Here is a 14,078-nt window from a genome sequence, read left to right as displayed (position 1 = left end):
TCCGCCTGACCGTTTTTGCTATCTCCTGCAAGGAACCATACCGATGCTCACGCCCGACCTGAAGCGCCTCACAGCGCTGCACGCGCCGTATAAAAAACATCTGGCCCTGGCTCTGCTGGCGATGGTCGTCACGGCGGCCACGGAACCACTGTTGCCGTATGCGCTCAAGTTACTGCTCGACAATGGCTTTGGCGGCAAGGTCAATTTTTCCTTCTGGCTGGTGCCGCTGATCGTCATCGGTATTTTTGCCATGCGCGGCGCATCGACGTTTGCCAGCAGTTACCTGATGAGCTATGTCTCCACGCGCATCCTCAACGAATTGCGGCGCAGGATGTTTGCCAGCATGCTGAACTTGCCCATCGACTTCTACAACACACATACGGTTGGCAAGGTCATCAACTCCATCATGTTCGAAGTGCAGCAGATCATTGAAATGGTGACCAAGGTGTTTACCTCGATCGTGCGCTCCTCGCTGACCGTGCTGGGACTGCTGGCGTGGCTGCTGTACCTGAACTGGGTGCTGACCCTGGTCACCCTGGTGCTGCTGCCTCTGCTGACCATCGTCGTACGCACCACGGGCAAGCGCCTGAAAAAACTCAACCGCGACTCGCTGGCCGTCAATGCCGAGCTGACACAGGTCATCGAGGAAACCACGCGCGCGCAACAAGTGATCAAGATTTTCGGCGGCCAGGACTACGAAAAGGCGCGCTTCGAAGAACGCGCCGAACAATTGCGCCGCTACAGCATGCGCATGACGACGACCTTTTCCGCCACCGTGCCCATCACGCAAGTGATCACGGCTGCCGCCGTGGCCCTGGTCATCGTGATGGCCCTGCTCCAGTCGGAACAGGGGCAAATCACGGTCGGTGGTTTTGTTTCCTTCATCACGGCCATGCTGATGCTGCTGACACCCTTGAAGCAACTGGCGGAGGTCAACGGCCCCCTGCAGCGCGGCATGGCCGCCGCCGAGGAAGTCTTCCAGCTGATCGACAAGACACCGGAACGCACGGGCGGCAAGCCGCTCGCTGGCCGCAGCAAAGGCCGCATCGAGTTCAATGACGTGAGCTTTGCCTATCCAGGACATCAGGAACCGGCCCTGCGACACATCGATCTGAGCATCGCGCCGGGACAAACGGTGGCCTTTGTCGGTATGTCCGGTGGCGGCAAATCGACCCTGGTCAGCCTGCTGCCCGGCTTTTACTCGGCCAGTAGTGGTGAAATCTTGCTCGATGGGCAGAATATCGATGCCATCGCCCTGACGAGCCTGCGCAGCCAGATCGCCATGGTCAGTCAGCAGGTGGTGTTGTTCGACGATACCCTGGCCGCCAATATCGCGTATGGCGATGCCGCCCCGGACCGGCAGCGCGTCGAAGCGGCGGCCGCCGCCGCCTTCCTGTCTGACGTCATCGATGGCTTGCCCGACGGCCTGGAAACGCGCCTGGGCGACAACGGCTCGCGCCTGTCCGGTGGTCAGCGCCAGCGCGTGGCTATCGCCCGCGCGATCTACAAGGATGCACCCATCCTGATTCTTGATGAAGCCACCTCGGCACTGGATACGGAGGCGGAACGGGCCGTACAAGCGGCACTGGAGCACCTGATGCAAGGTAAAACGACATTGGTTATTGCTCATCGGCTATCAACAATTGAACGTGCGGACCGTATCGTGGTATTGTCACATGGGAAAATAATGGAAACCGGCAATCACCAGCAATTATTGGATGCCAACGGCGCGTATGCCAATCTGCATCGCCTGCAATTTTCCCAGCAAGTGGTTTGACACCATCGAATGAATACCTGAAATCGTACTGATACATGACGCCTTTGATTCCCGCCGAACTTCTACAAAAGTCGGACAAAATTCTTTTCATCGCCCATCTGGCGTTGGGAGACTTTACCTACCTGCAAAACGGTTTCCGCGCCTTTGCCGCGGCCTATCCGCATATGCAAATCCACCTGTGGGTCGATGAGGTACGGCGCACGTCCGACGCCAGGCAATGGGAAGGCTTGCGCACCTATTCGCTATACGACTGGGTCGAACAGTCGGGCTTGTTCTCCAAGGTTTACCGCAAGACCTACAGCCCCGCGCTCTACGAAGAATCATTGCGCGAAGCACAGGCGGAGCACTATCCTGTCGTCGTGTCGCTGGCCCACGTACGGCCGCAGCAATATGCGGATCTTGCCCGCGCGATCAGCCCGACCGGGCTGGTGATCGGCACGCGCAAGCCGTTCAGCCCGTTGCGCCCCTGGCATTACCTGGCCTACCGTAAGATCGATGCGGTACTGGCGTCGTATGCGGGTCAGGATGCCGGTGAGCACCATATCAGCAGCGTGTATGCGGACTGGTTCCATCAATTGACGGGGCTCGATATTCCCGTGACAGAACGCTATCCCTTCGTGCACATTCCCGAGCTCGCGTTGCAACAGGCGCAGGAACAGTTGAGCGCCTGGGGCTTTGCCCCGCGCCAGGGTCCACTCGTACTCCTGAATCCGTTCGCCAAATCGCACAAGCGCAGCTGGCCGCTGGAGCGTATTGCCGAGCTGATCGCACGCATGCAAACGATGCCCGAATGGCAGAACGCCTGCTTCCTGATCAACGCCATGCCGCAGGAACTGGCCAAGGTGAATGCCGTCGTGCAGGCGCACAACTTGCCGCGTACACAGGCCTTCAGTGCCGTCGACAACTTTTTCCAGCTGCCGGCCATGCTGGCGCAATGCGACCTGATTATCTCAGTGGAAACGTCGATCATGCACTTGGCGAACGCCGTGCATGTGCCCGTGGTGGCATTGATGCGCAAGAAAAATCCCGAATGGGCACCGTTCGACAGCGCCAACAGCACCGTCATCACGGTGGCGCGGCGCAGCGACTGGGTCAAGGCGATTTCAGTCGATCAGGTATTGAAAACCATCGCCTAGAGAATCTTTAACGGTTAGCCGGTGGCCAGCATGCTGATGCGCACCAGGTCAGCCACATTATCGACCCCCAACTTGTCCATCAGGCGCGCCTTGTGCACTTCCACCGTGCGCACGGAAATACCCAGCACCGGTGCGATATCACGGTTGTGCTGGCCCGTCACCACCAGGTGCATCACTTCCCGCTCGCGCGGCGTCAACGCGCGCAGCAAGGCCTGCCCCGCCGCTTGCCGCTGCAACTGGCCGCGCGCACGTGCCTCGCACGAAAATGCTTCATCGATGGCTGCCAACAACTTGTCGTGGTCAAATGGTTTTTCCAGGAAATCGCTAGCCTGTGCCCTGAATGCCTGGCGTGCCAGGGCTACGTCGGCGTGCCCCGTGATAATAATGACGGGCAACATGCACTCGAGTTCCAGCAAGCGGCGCTGCAGGCTCAGGCCATCCATGCCCGACATGCGGATATCGATCAGCAGACAGCCGGCCCACTCGGGCCGCCAACTGTGCAGGAAATCCTCGCCGCAGGAAAACAGGGCAGTGCGATAGCCGCGTATGCCTAATAGCAAACCCAGCGCATCGCGCACGGCGGGATCGTCATCCACGATAAACACCGTCAAATTACTTGTCACCATGCTCTCCTGTAGCGGCCGCACTGGCGCGCGCCAGGGGCAGGATAAAACGAAAAATACCATGCCTGCCCACTTCAGCCCATAGCTGGCCACCATGCGCTTCAACTATGCTTCGGCTGAGTACCAGTCCCAGCCCCAGGCCGCTGGCCTTGGTCGAGACAAATGGTTCGAACAGGCGTGCCGCCAAGCTATTGGAAATGCCGGGCCCGCTATCTTCCACGGACAGGCGCAGCCGCCCGCCCTCGATCCGCTCGGCTGACACCGTGATGCGGCGCTGGCCATGCGGCTGACCCATCACCGCATCCTGCGCATTGGCCAGCAAGTTACGTAGCACCAACTCGATTTGCAGGCGATCGGCGTTGACGGCCAGCGGCGACGGCGGCGCCAGCACCAGCTCGATGCCATGCTCATGGAACAGCGGCGTGAACTGGCGCGCCATGCCCTCGATCAATGCGCTCGCCTCGACCGCTTCGAGCTGCATCGCACCCGTGCGAAAAAAGTCACGCAGGCGACGCACCACGTCTGCGGCGCGCCCCGATTCGACGATCATATGTCCCACTGCGCCCTGCAGCAAGGCGCCAGTCTCACCGCGTTCCAGCAGGTATTCGCACGCCTTGCCATAGGTCGACAAGGCCGTCAGCGGCTGGTTCAGCTCATGCGCGAGAGCGGCCGCCATCTCGCCGGCGGCCGCCAGGCGCAGCGTGTGTTTCAGTTCGTCGGCCACCTGGCGCATTTCATCGACGACGATGCCGATAAAAAATCCCACCAGCGCCAGCACGGCATCGAGCAGTTGCAATTCATAAAACTGGATATCGACCGCATGCGTCCATTTCACCAGGGTGATGATGCACAGTTGCAATACAAACACGGCCAGCACGGCGCCATGCAAGCCCTGGCGCGAGGCGGCCCAGATCACGGGGAGAAACAGGAAGTAGAAATGCTTGTATTCGGAACGCACGATGGAACCGAAAAGGCTCCACAACACAAAACTGGCGAGTGCCAGATACGCCAGAGTTTCCCAACGCCAGACGGCGGCATGCAGGCGTTCGCGCCCCCGCTCGCTGAACAGCACCCAAATCAGCGGCATCGACACCAGCATGCCGACCATGTCGCCTATGCCGAAGCGCCAGACTGCCGTCCCCCATTCGCCAGCCGGGATGCGCCCCGTCAGCGACAGCAAGGAAATATAGCCGAGCGCATTGAGCACGGTGCCACACAGCACGATGGCAACCCAGGCGCTCAGGCGGCGCCGGCTGTCGAAGATGTCGCTGCTGCTGAAACTGCGGCGCAAGACTGCGCCGATACCGCCATAGCCGAGCACCAGCCACGCCGAACAGAGCAAGGTCAGGGGCAGGCCTGCCGGCATGCCACGCACCAGCACCTCGCCTGCCACCAGGGCAATAAACCAAGGCAGCGCAGCCTTGCGGCCATGGATCAGCCAAAATACCAATCCCAGCGCGGGATCGGGATTCCAGGGGGTGATGTTCAGCCCGTACATCGGGTCGATATACGTGGCCCAGTCAAACAACAGATACAGGCCGATAAAGGCGGGATACTGCAGGTAGCGGGACAGAAATGGGCGCATAACGGTGTTTTTTTAACTGTCCCGCATTATGCATCGCAAGCGTGCGCCACGCCATCTCATCTTGCGTTATAAGCACACAAAATAATCTTCATGCAATATCGCAAGTCGCCCAGGCAGTATCAGGCCACGACCAAGGGCAAGCGCACCTCCACCAGCAAGCCCCGGCCGCCATTGCCTCTATGCAACTGAATCGTGCCGCCGTGCTGGCGCACGACGGAAGCGACGATGGACAAGCCCAGGCCACTGCCCGGCTGCGCCTGCTGCGGCGCACGGAAAAAGCGGTCGAATACACGTTCATACAGGGCGGGCGCAATCCCCGGCCCCTGATCAGCCACGTGCAACACGGCCTGGCCCCGCTCCGCATGCAGCGACACCGTCACGCTGCTGCCGCGCGGACTGTACTTGATGGCGTTTTCCACCAGGTTGTCGATCAACGAAACCAGGCTCTCACGCTGTCCGGGCACGCTGAGCGAGACGCTGGCTTGCAACTCGAGCTCGATATCGCCCGCCTGAGCCAGGCCGGACAGGGCCGCCAAGCGGTCTTGCAGCAAGGTATCGAGCGCCTGGTGCTGCGGCAACTCGCCCCCGCCAGCCTGCACTTCGGTGCGCGTCAGCTGCAGCAGCTGGCCCACCAGGCGGGCTGCGCGGTTGCCACTATTTAAAATACCGTCCAGCAGCTCTTGCTGGCGTGCATCATGCGCCTGCCCCTGCAAGGCCTCGACATTCACGCGCATGGCCGCCAGTGGCGTGCGCAACTCATGCGTGGCATCGGCGATGAAGCTGCGTTCGCGCGCAGCACTGGTATCTACCCGCTGCAGCAGGGCATTGATATTGTCGACCAGTGCCGCCAGTTCGCCATGCGGCGGCTTGAAGGCCAGCGGACGCAAGTCCTGGGGCCCGCGCGCCGCCACCTCCTGCGCCACCTTGCGCCATGGTCGCATCGCAAGGCGAATCGACAGCCAGGCCGGCACCAGCAGGAACGGCAGGCTGATCAGCAGCGGCAGCAGGTAGTACCCGCGTGAATTGATCGTGATGAAAAATTGCCAGGCGCCGCCCACCTCCAGCACGGTCACGCGGGTCCCTCCTTCGGCCAGGCTGCGGCTGCGCCAGGCCTGGCCCTTGACGTACACCACTTCCATCTGTTCCGGGCCGGCGCTGCGGATACCGCTGGGCGCATCGGGGGACTTGTAGACCAACTTGCCTTCGCGCCAGACCAGGATGCGCGGCGCCAGCTCCGGCACCTGCCCCATTTCAAATTCCTCGCGCAAGGCTTCGTCGATGGCGCGCAAGCTTTGCTTCTGGCGCTCAGGCTGCTCGGCCAGATTATCGGCCACACTGATAATGGCGTGCAGGACGCCGCGCGTCACATTGCTCGCTTCGCCCGCCCCCTCGACCAGCACATACGCCACGGCCAGACTCCATAGCACAGTCAGCATCAGCATTTGCGCGATCATCAGGCGGCGCACCAGGGTAGGCCGGCGCAGCATGGCCCAGAAACGCCCCATCATGCACCGGCACCCGGCGGAGTAGATGTCTCGCCTTGCTGGTCGATGACATAGCCAACGCCGCGCACAGTACGGATATAGCCTTCGCCTATCTTGCGGCGCAGGTTACCCATATGCACATCCAGCGTATTGCTGGCATTGGCCAGCCCGCCGGGCAGGATATGTTCCTCCAGCACGCGGCGCGTGATGACGCGGTTGGCGCGCATCAGCAAGGTCTTCAGCAAGGCATATTCACTGGCGGTGAGTTCCACCGGCCGGCCGTGCACGCTGACACGGCGCGTGGGCACTTGCAGCAGCAGGCCGCGCAACTCGATGGTATCGCCATCGAAGCCATAGCTGCGGCGCGCCAGGGCACGCACGCGCGACAGCAGCTCAGCCAGCACAAACGGTTTTACCAGGTAATCATCGGCACCGCCGTCCAGGCCCCGCAGGCGCTGTTCCAGCGTGTCGCGGGCGCTGAGGATCAGTACCGGCAAGCGGGCCGCGCGCAGTCGGGCCAGCAAATCGAGGCCATCGCCGTCCGGCAAGCCCAGGTCCAGCAGCACCAGCTCGCAACTGTCGTGCTCGATACTGCGCGCCGCATCCTCCAGGCTGCGCACCCAGACCACTTGCATGCCCTGGTCGCGCAAGGCAATCCGCACGCCATTGCCCAGGTCCATATCGTCTTCAATCAGCAGTATTTTCATGGTGAGTATTAGACCACCGCAAGCTGAAGAATGGGTAAAGAAGCGCTCTTCATGCAATCTTAATAAAAGGCTCATTTTCCCTTCATGGCAAGGACAGATACTGTCGGCAGTCAATCGAGCCACTCCGGACTCGGTTCTCCACCTGACGGAAAACTCCATGCACGCATCTACAACCTTGTTGACCTCGCTGGCGCTGGCCTGCGGCCTGAGCTTGAACCCCTTGGCCGCCGCGGCGGCCGAACCGCCTGCGGAAAATGTCTTCACCATCGGCGGCGGCGTCGCCGCCGTGTCCAGCTATTCCGGCTCCGACAAGCTGTCGGCCTCGCCGCTGATCATCCTCGACTACGCCATGGCCAATGGCCTGTTCATCAGCACCTCGCGCGGTATCGGTTATGGCGGCCAGGCCGGCCCCTTCAGCTACAGCGCCGCGCTGGGCTACCGCGGCAAGCGCGAAGACCACAAGCGCACCGGTGTCAACGGTTTCGGCGGCAGCGATTACCTGAAAGGCATGGGCGAAGTCAAGGGCAACGCCAGCGCCCTGCTGAGTGCGGGCTATTCACCCTTGCCGGGCCTGTCGTTGAGCGTTTCAAGCGACACTCCCCTGTCGAATCGCGAAAATGGCGTGAACGTGCACTTCGGCGCGACAGGCCAGATTTACGGCCGCGCCGATGCCAAGGGAACACAGCAAGACAGCGTGAGCATCGGCGGCCAGCTGGGCTGGGGCGAGCGCAAGTACGTGCAGACCATGTATGGCGTAACGGCCACCCAGGCCGCGAATACTTCGTTCAAGCAATACACGCCGAAGGGCGGGTTATATGAAGCGCAGGCCACCGTCAACTGGGAGCACCGCTTCGATGCGCGCTGGGGTATCAATACCCTGGTCGGCATCGAGCACCGCATGGGCGATGCGGCCAAGAGCCCCATCGTGCAGCGCAAGACATCCCCGATTGGCGCCGTGTATGTCACCTACCGCTATTAGAACAGGGGCCGCATAAGGGGAACCCGTACGCTGTTTCGCCAATTTACAGGGGATGAGGGCATGGATAAGATGACCTGGTTTTCTGACTATGGCCATCCTTCCATGCATGCATCACGCCTTGCCCCGCAACATCACCGCGCCCCGGACAGCGCCGCGGGCGCGTACGGTAAGCCGGGCCAGGCATCATCGACGGTGTGCGCTACGCCAAGCGGCTACAGGAATGGGGGATATGCGTGAGTGTCAGCCTGCTGCATGTGACGCCAGCGCAAGCACGCCCTGCCGCAGCAAGATGCAGCTGAAGATGCCGGCAGTACGCTCACGCTGGCAGCCGGGCAAATCATGCACGAGGCCGGCTTGTACCTGAGCCGTTCACATATAGCCTTCACTACCCACATTTTTCCAGGCGAAATCATTTTTACGATACTCAACACGGCCGAAATGCTGGGATGCCATGAAATTGTCTTACTTGGCATTAAGAACAGTTCTTGGCGAAACCGATTCTCGGACGCCCTGGCGTGCAAGCTGGCCCACACCAGCCGTAGCGCCACCGTGCTGCTGGCCAATACCGATGGCATGAGCTGTCCGTCGCTGCCCTGAAGCACAGCCCGCAGCCACCACCGTTCTCATTTACCAAGGAAAGTGCCTGATGACACAAGCGATTACTCTGCATGCTGGTCTCACCAATATGCCCCCTGGGATTGCCCGCCTGCGCGAGCTGTTCAAACTGCAATTGCGGGCACGCCTGCAACAGCGGCAGACACGTCTCTGGCTCAAGTTGCTCAATTCCCACCCTGTCTTCGGCGACCTGCTGCAAGCCTACCCGCGTCTGGTCCACAAGGTGTACCGGCACTACCTGAGCAAAAGCCTGTCATGCCAGCAACGCGTATCCATGCTGGTCGACCACTATCATTTCATCCTGCAACAAGGCTGGGGCAAGCTGATGGTACAGGCTGCGCATCAGCCGGTCATACTCGCCACGGTACCGGGAAAATCCGGTTCGCTCTACCATCTGCGCCTGTCTTCGCTGTTCCGCATGGACCGCGAAGGCGAGATGGTCTTGCAGTTGATCCATGATGACGATGTGCTCTACACGGTGGTCTTCACCTTCTTCGGCTGCCGCACGCGCGCGCCCAGGGATGTGGGCGTGGGCATCGGCTGCATCCAGGGTCCGCAGGGCGCGGAAGGCTTGCGCCGCGTGCGCGAAGCCACGCGCGACCTGCACGGCATGCGCCCCAAGTTCCTGATGATACGCCTGGTACGCCAGTTGGCATACGAGCACGGTTGCCGCACCATGCTTTTGGTAGGCAATGCCAACCGAGCCGGCCACCATTCGGCAAAGAAGAATGGCCGGCTGCTCGCTGACTACAATGCATTGTGGCAAGAACTTGGCGCCACGGCCCGTAGCGATGGCGACTTTGAATTGCCATGCGAAAATCTACCTGCGCTCGTCCTCGAAGAGATCGCTTCCAAGAAACGTTCGGAAGCACGCAAGCGCCACGAACTGACCTTGAACATGATCGACAGCCTGCACAACGGCCTGGCATCGCATCGCAGCCATGTCCACGTCGCTGTGCACGGCACCGCCATGGCCGCCAATGATGCCCAGCATCCGGCCGAATTTGATGACGAGCACTTTTCCACCGTAGCCTGACCCTCTCCCTGGTATAGGCCAGGCGCCCCGCCCCCGCGCCCGCAGTCATTCCGCCACGCAATACCCCAGTTCTTCTCCCGCACGCGCGCAAAAACCATGCGCCGCACATTCCTGTTACGCTAGTCAGATCGGTGTGCATTCCTGGCGCGCCGGTTCCCCCAACGTTTACTAGGAGGCATTCATGCGCGTAGACATCTACCGCCGAGCCGAGCACGACGGCATTTTTTCCTACCTCGCCGTGCCGGAAGGAAAGATCATTCCGGAAGAAGTGACTAATACCGACTGGCAAATCGAAGTACGCGCCAGCGAAGTGGCCGACGACGCCCAGGCCTTGCCCGACTACCACATCGAACAGCCGCACCAGCAGATTGCCGCAAAAGGTTATGCAATCACGGGCCTGAAAGACATGTAAACGTCAAAAGCCAAACCCGATTCGCATCCGGTTTGGCTTTGGCGTAGTGCCTGCGCTGCTGCCGGTCAGTATTCGACCGCCACCTCTTGCGCACCCAGCATTTGCTCCAGCGCCATCTGCAATTCATCCGATGGCGCCACTTTCCACTCTTCCCCAAACTGCAGCACGCAACTGACGCCTTGCGGGCTGACCCGCGCAGCAATCGGCAAGCCCGTCTCGGCCCGGTGCGGCATGATCACGTCACGGATGCGCTTGGCGTCCAGGGTAGCAGGCAAGGTCAGGCCCAGCTGGCGGCCATACTGCACGCGCGCAGCGATGATATCGAAGGCGCTCTCGGCCGTGATGCGCAAGCCCCCCGAAAAACGGTCTTCCGACACCTTGCCCACGACGGCCAGGAATTCATCTTCCTTGAAGATTTTCCGGTTGGCATCGAACAATTCGCCATACACCGTCACTTCCACCGTGCCGCTTTTGTCGTCCAGGGTGACGATGAGGATCTTGCCGCGCTGCGTCATCTGCGTGCGCAAGCCCGTGATGACGCCGGCCATCATGCGCGGTTCGCGCGACGGCGACAATTCAGACAGTTTCGTGCGCGCGAAACGGCGCGCCTCGGGCGCATACGAATCGAACAGATGACCTGACAGGTAGAAGCCCAGCGCGATCTTTTCTTCCGTCAATCGCTGTTTATCGGTCCACACGGGCACCTTGACGTACTCGGGCGGCGCCACCATGTCGCTGTCGTCGCCGCCGAACAGGCTCACCTGATTGGCCGCCTTGGCGGCCTGGTCCGCGCATTCCATGGCGAACGCCACGGACGCGAGCAGGATGGCGCGGTCGACCTTCAGGCAGTCGAAGGCACCGCTGCGTATCAGGGACTCGATGGTGCGGCGGTTGATTTGCTTTTTATCCACGCGCTTGCAGAAGTCAAACAGGCTGGTGAATGGACCGCCGGCCTCGCGCGCGGCAATGATGGCTTCGATGGCGTTTTGGCCTGAACCTTTCACGGCACCCAGGCCATAGCGGATTTGCGTGACTTTCTTGCCACTCACGGAAGGCGCCGCACCGCTCGGCGTGAAGCGGTAATCCGATTCGTTGATATCCGGCGGCAACAAGGTCAGCTTGCAGATTTCCAGCGAGTCTTCCACCAGAATCTTGATCTTGTCCGTGTCGTCCATGGCCAGCGACAAGTTGGCGGCCATGAAGGCGGCCGTGTGGTGCGCCTTCAAATAAGCCGTATGGTACGACAGCAAGGCGTAGGCGGCGGCGTGCGATTTGTTGAAACCGTAGCCGGCGAACTTTTCCATCAAGTCGAAGATCTCATCGGCCTTTTCCGCCGTCAAGCCATCCTTGGCCGCACCGGCGCGGAAGATCTCGCGGTGCTCGGCCATCTCTTCGGCTTTCTTTTTACCCATCGCGCGGCGCAGCATGTCGGCGCCGCCCAGCGAGTAGCCGCCGACGATCTGCGCCATCTGCATCACCTGCTCCTGATACACCATGATGCCGTAGGTTTCGGACAGAATCGATTCCGTGCGCGGATCGGGATAATCGAAGCGTTCGCCGTGCTTGCGCTTGCAAAAGTCGGGAATCAGGTCCATCGGGCCGGGACGGTACAGCGCCACGAGCGCGATAATGTCTTCGAAACGGTCGGGACGCGCATCTTTCAGCATGCCCTGCATGCCGCGCGACTCGAGCTGGAACACGGCCACGGTCTTGGCCTTGGTCAACAGGTCGTAGGACGGCTTGTCGTTCAGCGGCAAGGTGGCCAGATCGAAATTGGCTTGCGCCGGATCGAGCTGCTTGATGTAGCGCACGGCGCGGTCGAGAATCGTCAGCGTGGTCAAGCCCAGGAAGTCGAACTTCACCAGACCAACGGCTTCCACGTCATCCTTGTCGTACTGCGAGACGACGCCCGAGTCGCCGCCCTGCGTGTACAGCGGGCAGAAATCCGTCAGCTTGCCCGGCGCGATCAAGACGCCCCCCGCGTGCATGCCAATATTGCGCGTGATGCCTTCGACCTGTTGCGCCAGGTCCAGCAACTGCTTGACCTCTTCCTCGTTTTCCAGGCGCTCCTTGAGCAACGGCTCTTCCTCGATGGCGTCGGCGATCGACACGGGTTTGCCCGGCTTGAACGGGATGAGCTTGGAAATACCGTCGCAGAAGTTGTAGCCGAAGTCCATCACACGGCCCACGTCGCGGATCGCGCCCTTGGCCGCCATGGTACCGAAGGTGGCGATCTGCGAGACCGCCTCCTTGCCATACAAATCCTTGACGTGCTGGATGACCCGGTCGCGCCCTTCTTGGCAAAAGTCAATATCGAAGTCGGGCATCGAGACGCGTTCGGGATTCAGGAAGCGCTCGAACAGCAAGTTGTATTGCAATGGGTCCAGATCGGTAATCAGCAGCGAATACGCCACCAGCGAACCGGCGCCCGAACCGCGGCCAGGCCCGACGGGCACGCCGTTTTCCTTGGCCCACTGGATAAACTCGGCCACGATCAGGAAGTAGCCGGGGAATTTCATGTTGCAAATCGTATCCGTCTCGAATTTCAAGCGCGATTCGTAGCGCGGACGCTCCTTTTCACGGCGCTCGGGATCGGGATACAGCTGCAACAAACGTTTTTCCAGGCCTGCCTGCGATTCGGCGACGAGGAACTGGTCGATCGTCATGCCGGGCGGCGTGGGGAAGTTCGGCAGTTGCGGCTTGCCCAGGGTCAACGTCAAATTACAGCGCTTGGCAATTTCCACGGAATTGGCCAGCGCCGCGGGCAAGTCGGCGAACAGTTCCGCCATGTCCGCCTGCGACAGGAAGCGCTGGCTGTCATTGAAGCGCTTTACCCGCTTGGCGTTGGCCAGCATTTCGCCTTCGGCGATACAGGTACGGGCTTCGTGGGCAATAAATTCTTCTGGAGAAATAAATTGCACGGGATGCGTGGCGACGACCGGCAAACCCAGCTTGGCCGCCAGGGCCACCGCATGGCGCACTTGCGCTTCCTGGTTGGCCTGGCCGCCGCGCTGGATCTCGACATAAAAATGCCCGGGGAAAATCTCGGCCCAGCGCTGGGCATTGCGCTCGGCCAGGGCCAGGTTGCCATTCTCGATAGCAATACCGACATCGCCGAAGTGCGCGCCGGACAGCACGATCAAGCCATTCGCCGCGCTTTCGCCCGGGTACAGATCATAGGTATTCGTCGCCAGCGCCTGCAGCCACTCGATGCGCAACTCGGCACGCCCCTTGTACTGGTTGGTCAGCCAGGCCATCGACAGCAGTTCGCACAGTTGCAGATAGCCCATGCGGTTCTTCGCCAGCAACAGCAAACGCGACGGCTTTTCGCGGTTGTCGTCATTCGTGATCCACACATCGACGCCGACGATGGGCTTGATGCCCTTGCCGCGCGCTTCCTTGTAGAACTTGACCATGCCAAACAGGTTCGACAAGTCGGTGACAGCCAGCGCCACCTGCTTGTCCTTCGCCGCCGCCTTGACCACGTCGTCGATGCGCACCAGGCCATCGACGATCGAGTACTCCGAGTGCACGCGCAAGTGGACGAACGCAGGACCGGGCTGCATCGCTTGCTGTGAACCTGCCGGAGTGCCGGCCTCTTGCATTACCATTTCCATCCTGTGTACCATTTCGTGCAAAATTCAATGGGGTCTATTCTACCGCGTCGCGGGTGCGGACCGGGTATCCTGCCTGGCCCGTCGGGCTTATAATATCGGCTGTTCAG

Annotated in this window: 11 protein-coding genes; 6 read left to right on the top strand and 5 right to left on the bottom strand. The window is 60.9% G+C overall.

Going from position 1 to position 14,078, the window contains the following annotated elements; genetic code table 11:
• Positions 1-43: 43 nt before the first annotated feature.
• Together msbA and ACP7DE_RS06980 are read left to right on the top strand one after the other, a co-directional pair.
• Positions 44-1,777 carry a lipid A export permease/ATP-binding protein MsbA gene (msbA, locus tag ACP7DE_RS06985; RefSeq protein WP_426071423.1) on the top strand — a complete coding sequence of 578 codons (1,734 nt, stop codon included), beginning with the start codon at positions 44-46 and terminating at the stop codon, positions 1,775-1,777.
• Between the two features lie 35 nt (positions 1,778-1,812).
• Positions 1,813-2,913, top strand: a complete 1,101-nt coding sequence (locus tag ACP7DE_RS06980; protein ID WP_426071422.1) for a glycosyltransferase family 9 protein — start codon at positions 1,813-1,815, stop codon at positions 2,911-2,913.
• Between the two features lie 14 nt (positions 2,914-2,927).
• Here the strand turns inward: ACP7DE_RS06980 and ACP7DE_RS06975 are convergent, their stop codons facing one another.
• The 4 genes from ACP7DE_RS06975 to ACP7DE_RS06960 all read right to left on the bottom strand — a co-directional run bounded on the left by ACP7DE_RS06975 (position 2,928) and on the right by ACP7DE_RS06960 (position 7,312).
• Entirely contained in the window at positions 2,928-3,539 is a 612-nt protein-coding gene (locus tag ACP7DE_RS06975) for a response regulator transcription factor (RefSeq protein ID WP_426071421.1), read from the bottom strand.
• Positions 3,526-5,121 carry an ATP-binding protein gene (locus ACP7DE_RS06970; RefSeq protein ID WP_426071420.1) on the bottom strand — a complete coding sequence of 532 codons (1,596 nt, stop codon included), beginning with the start codon at positions 5,119-5,121 and terminating at the stop codon, positions 3,526-3,528. The genes ACP7DE_RS06975 and ACP7DE_RS06970 overlap by 14 nt, the downstream gene beginning before the upstream one ends.
• 119 nt (positions 5,122-5,240) lie before the next feature.
• The gene (locus ACP7DE_RS06965) at positions 5,241-6,629 is read right to left on the bottom strand and encodes an ATP-binding protein (RefSeq protein ID WP_426071419.1); all 1,389 of its coding nucleotides are present in this window, start codon (positions 6,627-6,629) and stop codon (positions 5,241-5,243) included.
• Positions 6,626-7,312: a response regulator gene (locus tag ACP7DE_RS06960; RefSeq protein WP_034786469.1), complete on the bottom strand. Its 687-nt coding sequence runs from the start codon at positions 7,310-7,312 to the stop codon at positions 6,626-6,628. Before ACP7DE_RS06960 ends, ACP7DE_RS06965 begins: the two co-directional genes overlap by 4 nt.
• Positions 7,313-7,469: 157 nt before the next feature.
• On the opposite strand from ACP7DE_RS06960, the gene ACP7DE_RS06955 reads away from it, so the two are divergent.
• The 4 genes from ACP7DE_RS06955 (at position 7,470) to ACP7DE_RS06940 (ending at position 10,354) form a co-directional block, all read left to right on the top strand.
• Complete coding sequence (locus tag ACP7DE_RS06955; protein ID WP_426071418.1) at positions 7,470-8,291, top strand: MipA/OmpV family protein; 822 nt, start codon at positions 7,470-7,472, stop codon at positions 8,289-8,291.
• Positions 8,292-8,630: 339 nt separating this feature from the next.
• Positions 8,631-8,888, top strand: coding sequence for a hypothetical protein (locus ACP7DE_RS06950; protein WP_426071417.1), 258 nt, complete (start codon positions 8,631-8,633; stop codon positions 8,886-8,888).
• A 49-nt stretch (positions 8,889-8,937) separates the two neighbouring features.
• The gene (locus ACP7DE_RS06945) at positions 8,938-9,942 is read left to right on the top strand and encodes a VirK/YbjX family protein (RefSeq protein WP_426071416.1); all 1,005 of its coding nucleotides are present in this window, start codon (positions 8,938-8,940) and stop codon (positions 9,940-9,942) included.
• A 181-nt stretch (positions 9,943-10,123) separates the two neighbouring features.
• The gene (locus tag ACP7DE_RS06940) at positions 10,124-10,354 is read left to right on the top strand and encodes a DUF6139 family protein (protein WP_426071415.1); all 231 of its coding nucleotides are present in this window, start codon (positions 10,124-10,126) and stop codon (positions 10,352-10,354) included.
• A 65-nt stretch (positions 10,355-10,419) separates the two neighbouring features.
• Here ACP7DE_RS06940 and dnaE read toward each other — a convergent pair whose 3' ends face one another.
• On the bottom strand, positions 10,420-13,959 hold the full coding sequence (gene dnaE, locus ACP7DE_RS06935; protein WP_426071414.1) for a DNA polymerase III subunit alpha: 3,540 nt from the start codon (positions 13,957-13,959) through the stop codon (positions 10,420-10,422).
• Positions 13,960-14,078 lie beyond the last annotated feature (119 nt).

Source organism: Janthinobacterium sp. DSP2-3-3 (genome assembly GCF_049897325.1).
Classification (GTDB): domain Bacteria; phylum Pseudomonadota; class Gammaproteobacteria; order Burkholderiales; family Burkholderiaceae_D; genus Janthinobacterium.
Note: the sequence above shows the minus strand (reverse complement) of the source record. Positions and strands in the feature narration are given on the sequence as shown.

Coding starts and splice junctions, on each gene's coding strand:
- ACP7DE_RS06955 (WP_426071418.1), top strand. CDS start 7,470: ATGCACGCATCTACAACCTTGTTGACCTCGCTGGCGCTGGCCTGCGGC.
- ACP7DE_RS06940 (WP_426071415.1), top strand. CDS start 10,124: ATGCGCGTAGACATCTACCGCCGAGCCGAGCACGACGGCATTTTTTCC.
- ACP7DE_RS06950 (WP_426071417.1), top strand. CDS start 8,631: ATGCACGAGGCCGGCTTGTACCTGAGCCGTTCACATATAGCCTTCACT.
- ACP7DE_RS06980 (WP_426071422.1), top strand. CDS start 1,813: ATGACGCCTTTGATTCCCGCCGAACTTCTACAAAAGTCGGACAAAATT.
- ACP7DE_RS06975 (WP_426071421.1), bottom strand. CDS start 3,539: ATGGTGACAAGTAATTTGACGGTGTTTATCGTGGATGACGATCCCGCC.
- msbA (WP_426071423.1), top strand. CDS start 44: ATGCTCACGCCCGACCTGAAGCGCCTCACAGCGCTGCACGCGCCGTAT.
- ACP7DE_RS06960 (WP_034786469.1), bottom strand. CDS start 7,312: ATGAAAATACTGCTGATTGAAGACGATATGGACCTGGGCAATGGCGTG.
- ACP7DE_RS06965 (WP_426071419.1), bottom strand. CDS start 6,629: ATGATGGGGCGTTTCTGGGCCATGCTGCGCCGGCCTACCCTGGTGCGC.
- dnaE (WP_426071414.1), bottom strand. CDS start 13,959: ATGCAAGAGGCCGGCACTCCGGCAGGTTCACAGCAAGCGATGCAGCCC.
- ACP7DE_RS06945 (WP_426071416.1), top strand. CDS start 8,938: ATGACACAAGCGATTACTCTGCATGCTGGTCTCACCAATATGCCCCCT.
- ACP7DE_RS06970 (WP_426071420.1), bottom strand. CDS start 5,121: ATGCGCCCATTTCTGTCCCGCTACCTGCAGTATCCCGCCTTTATCGGC.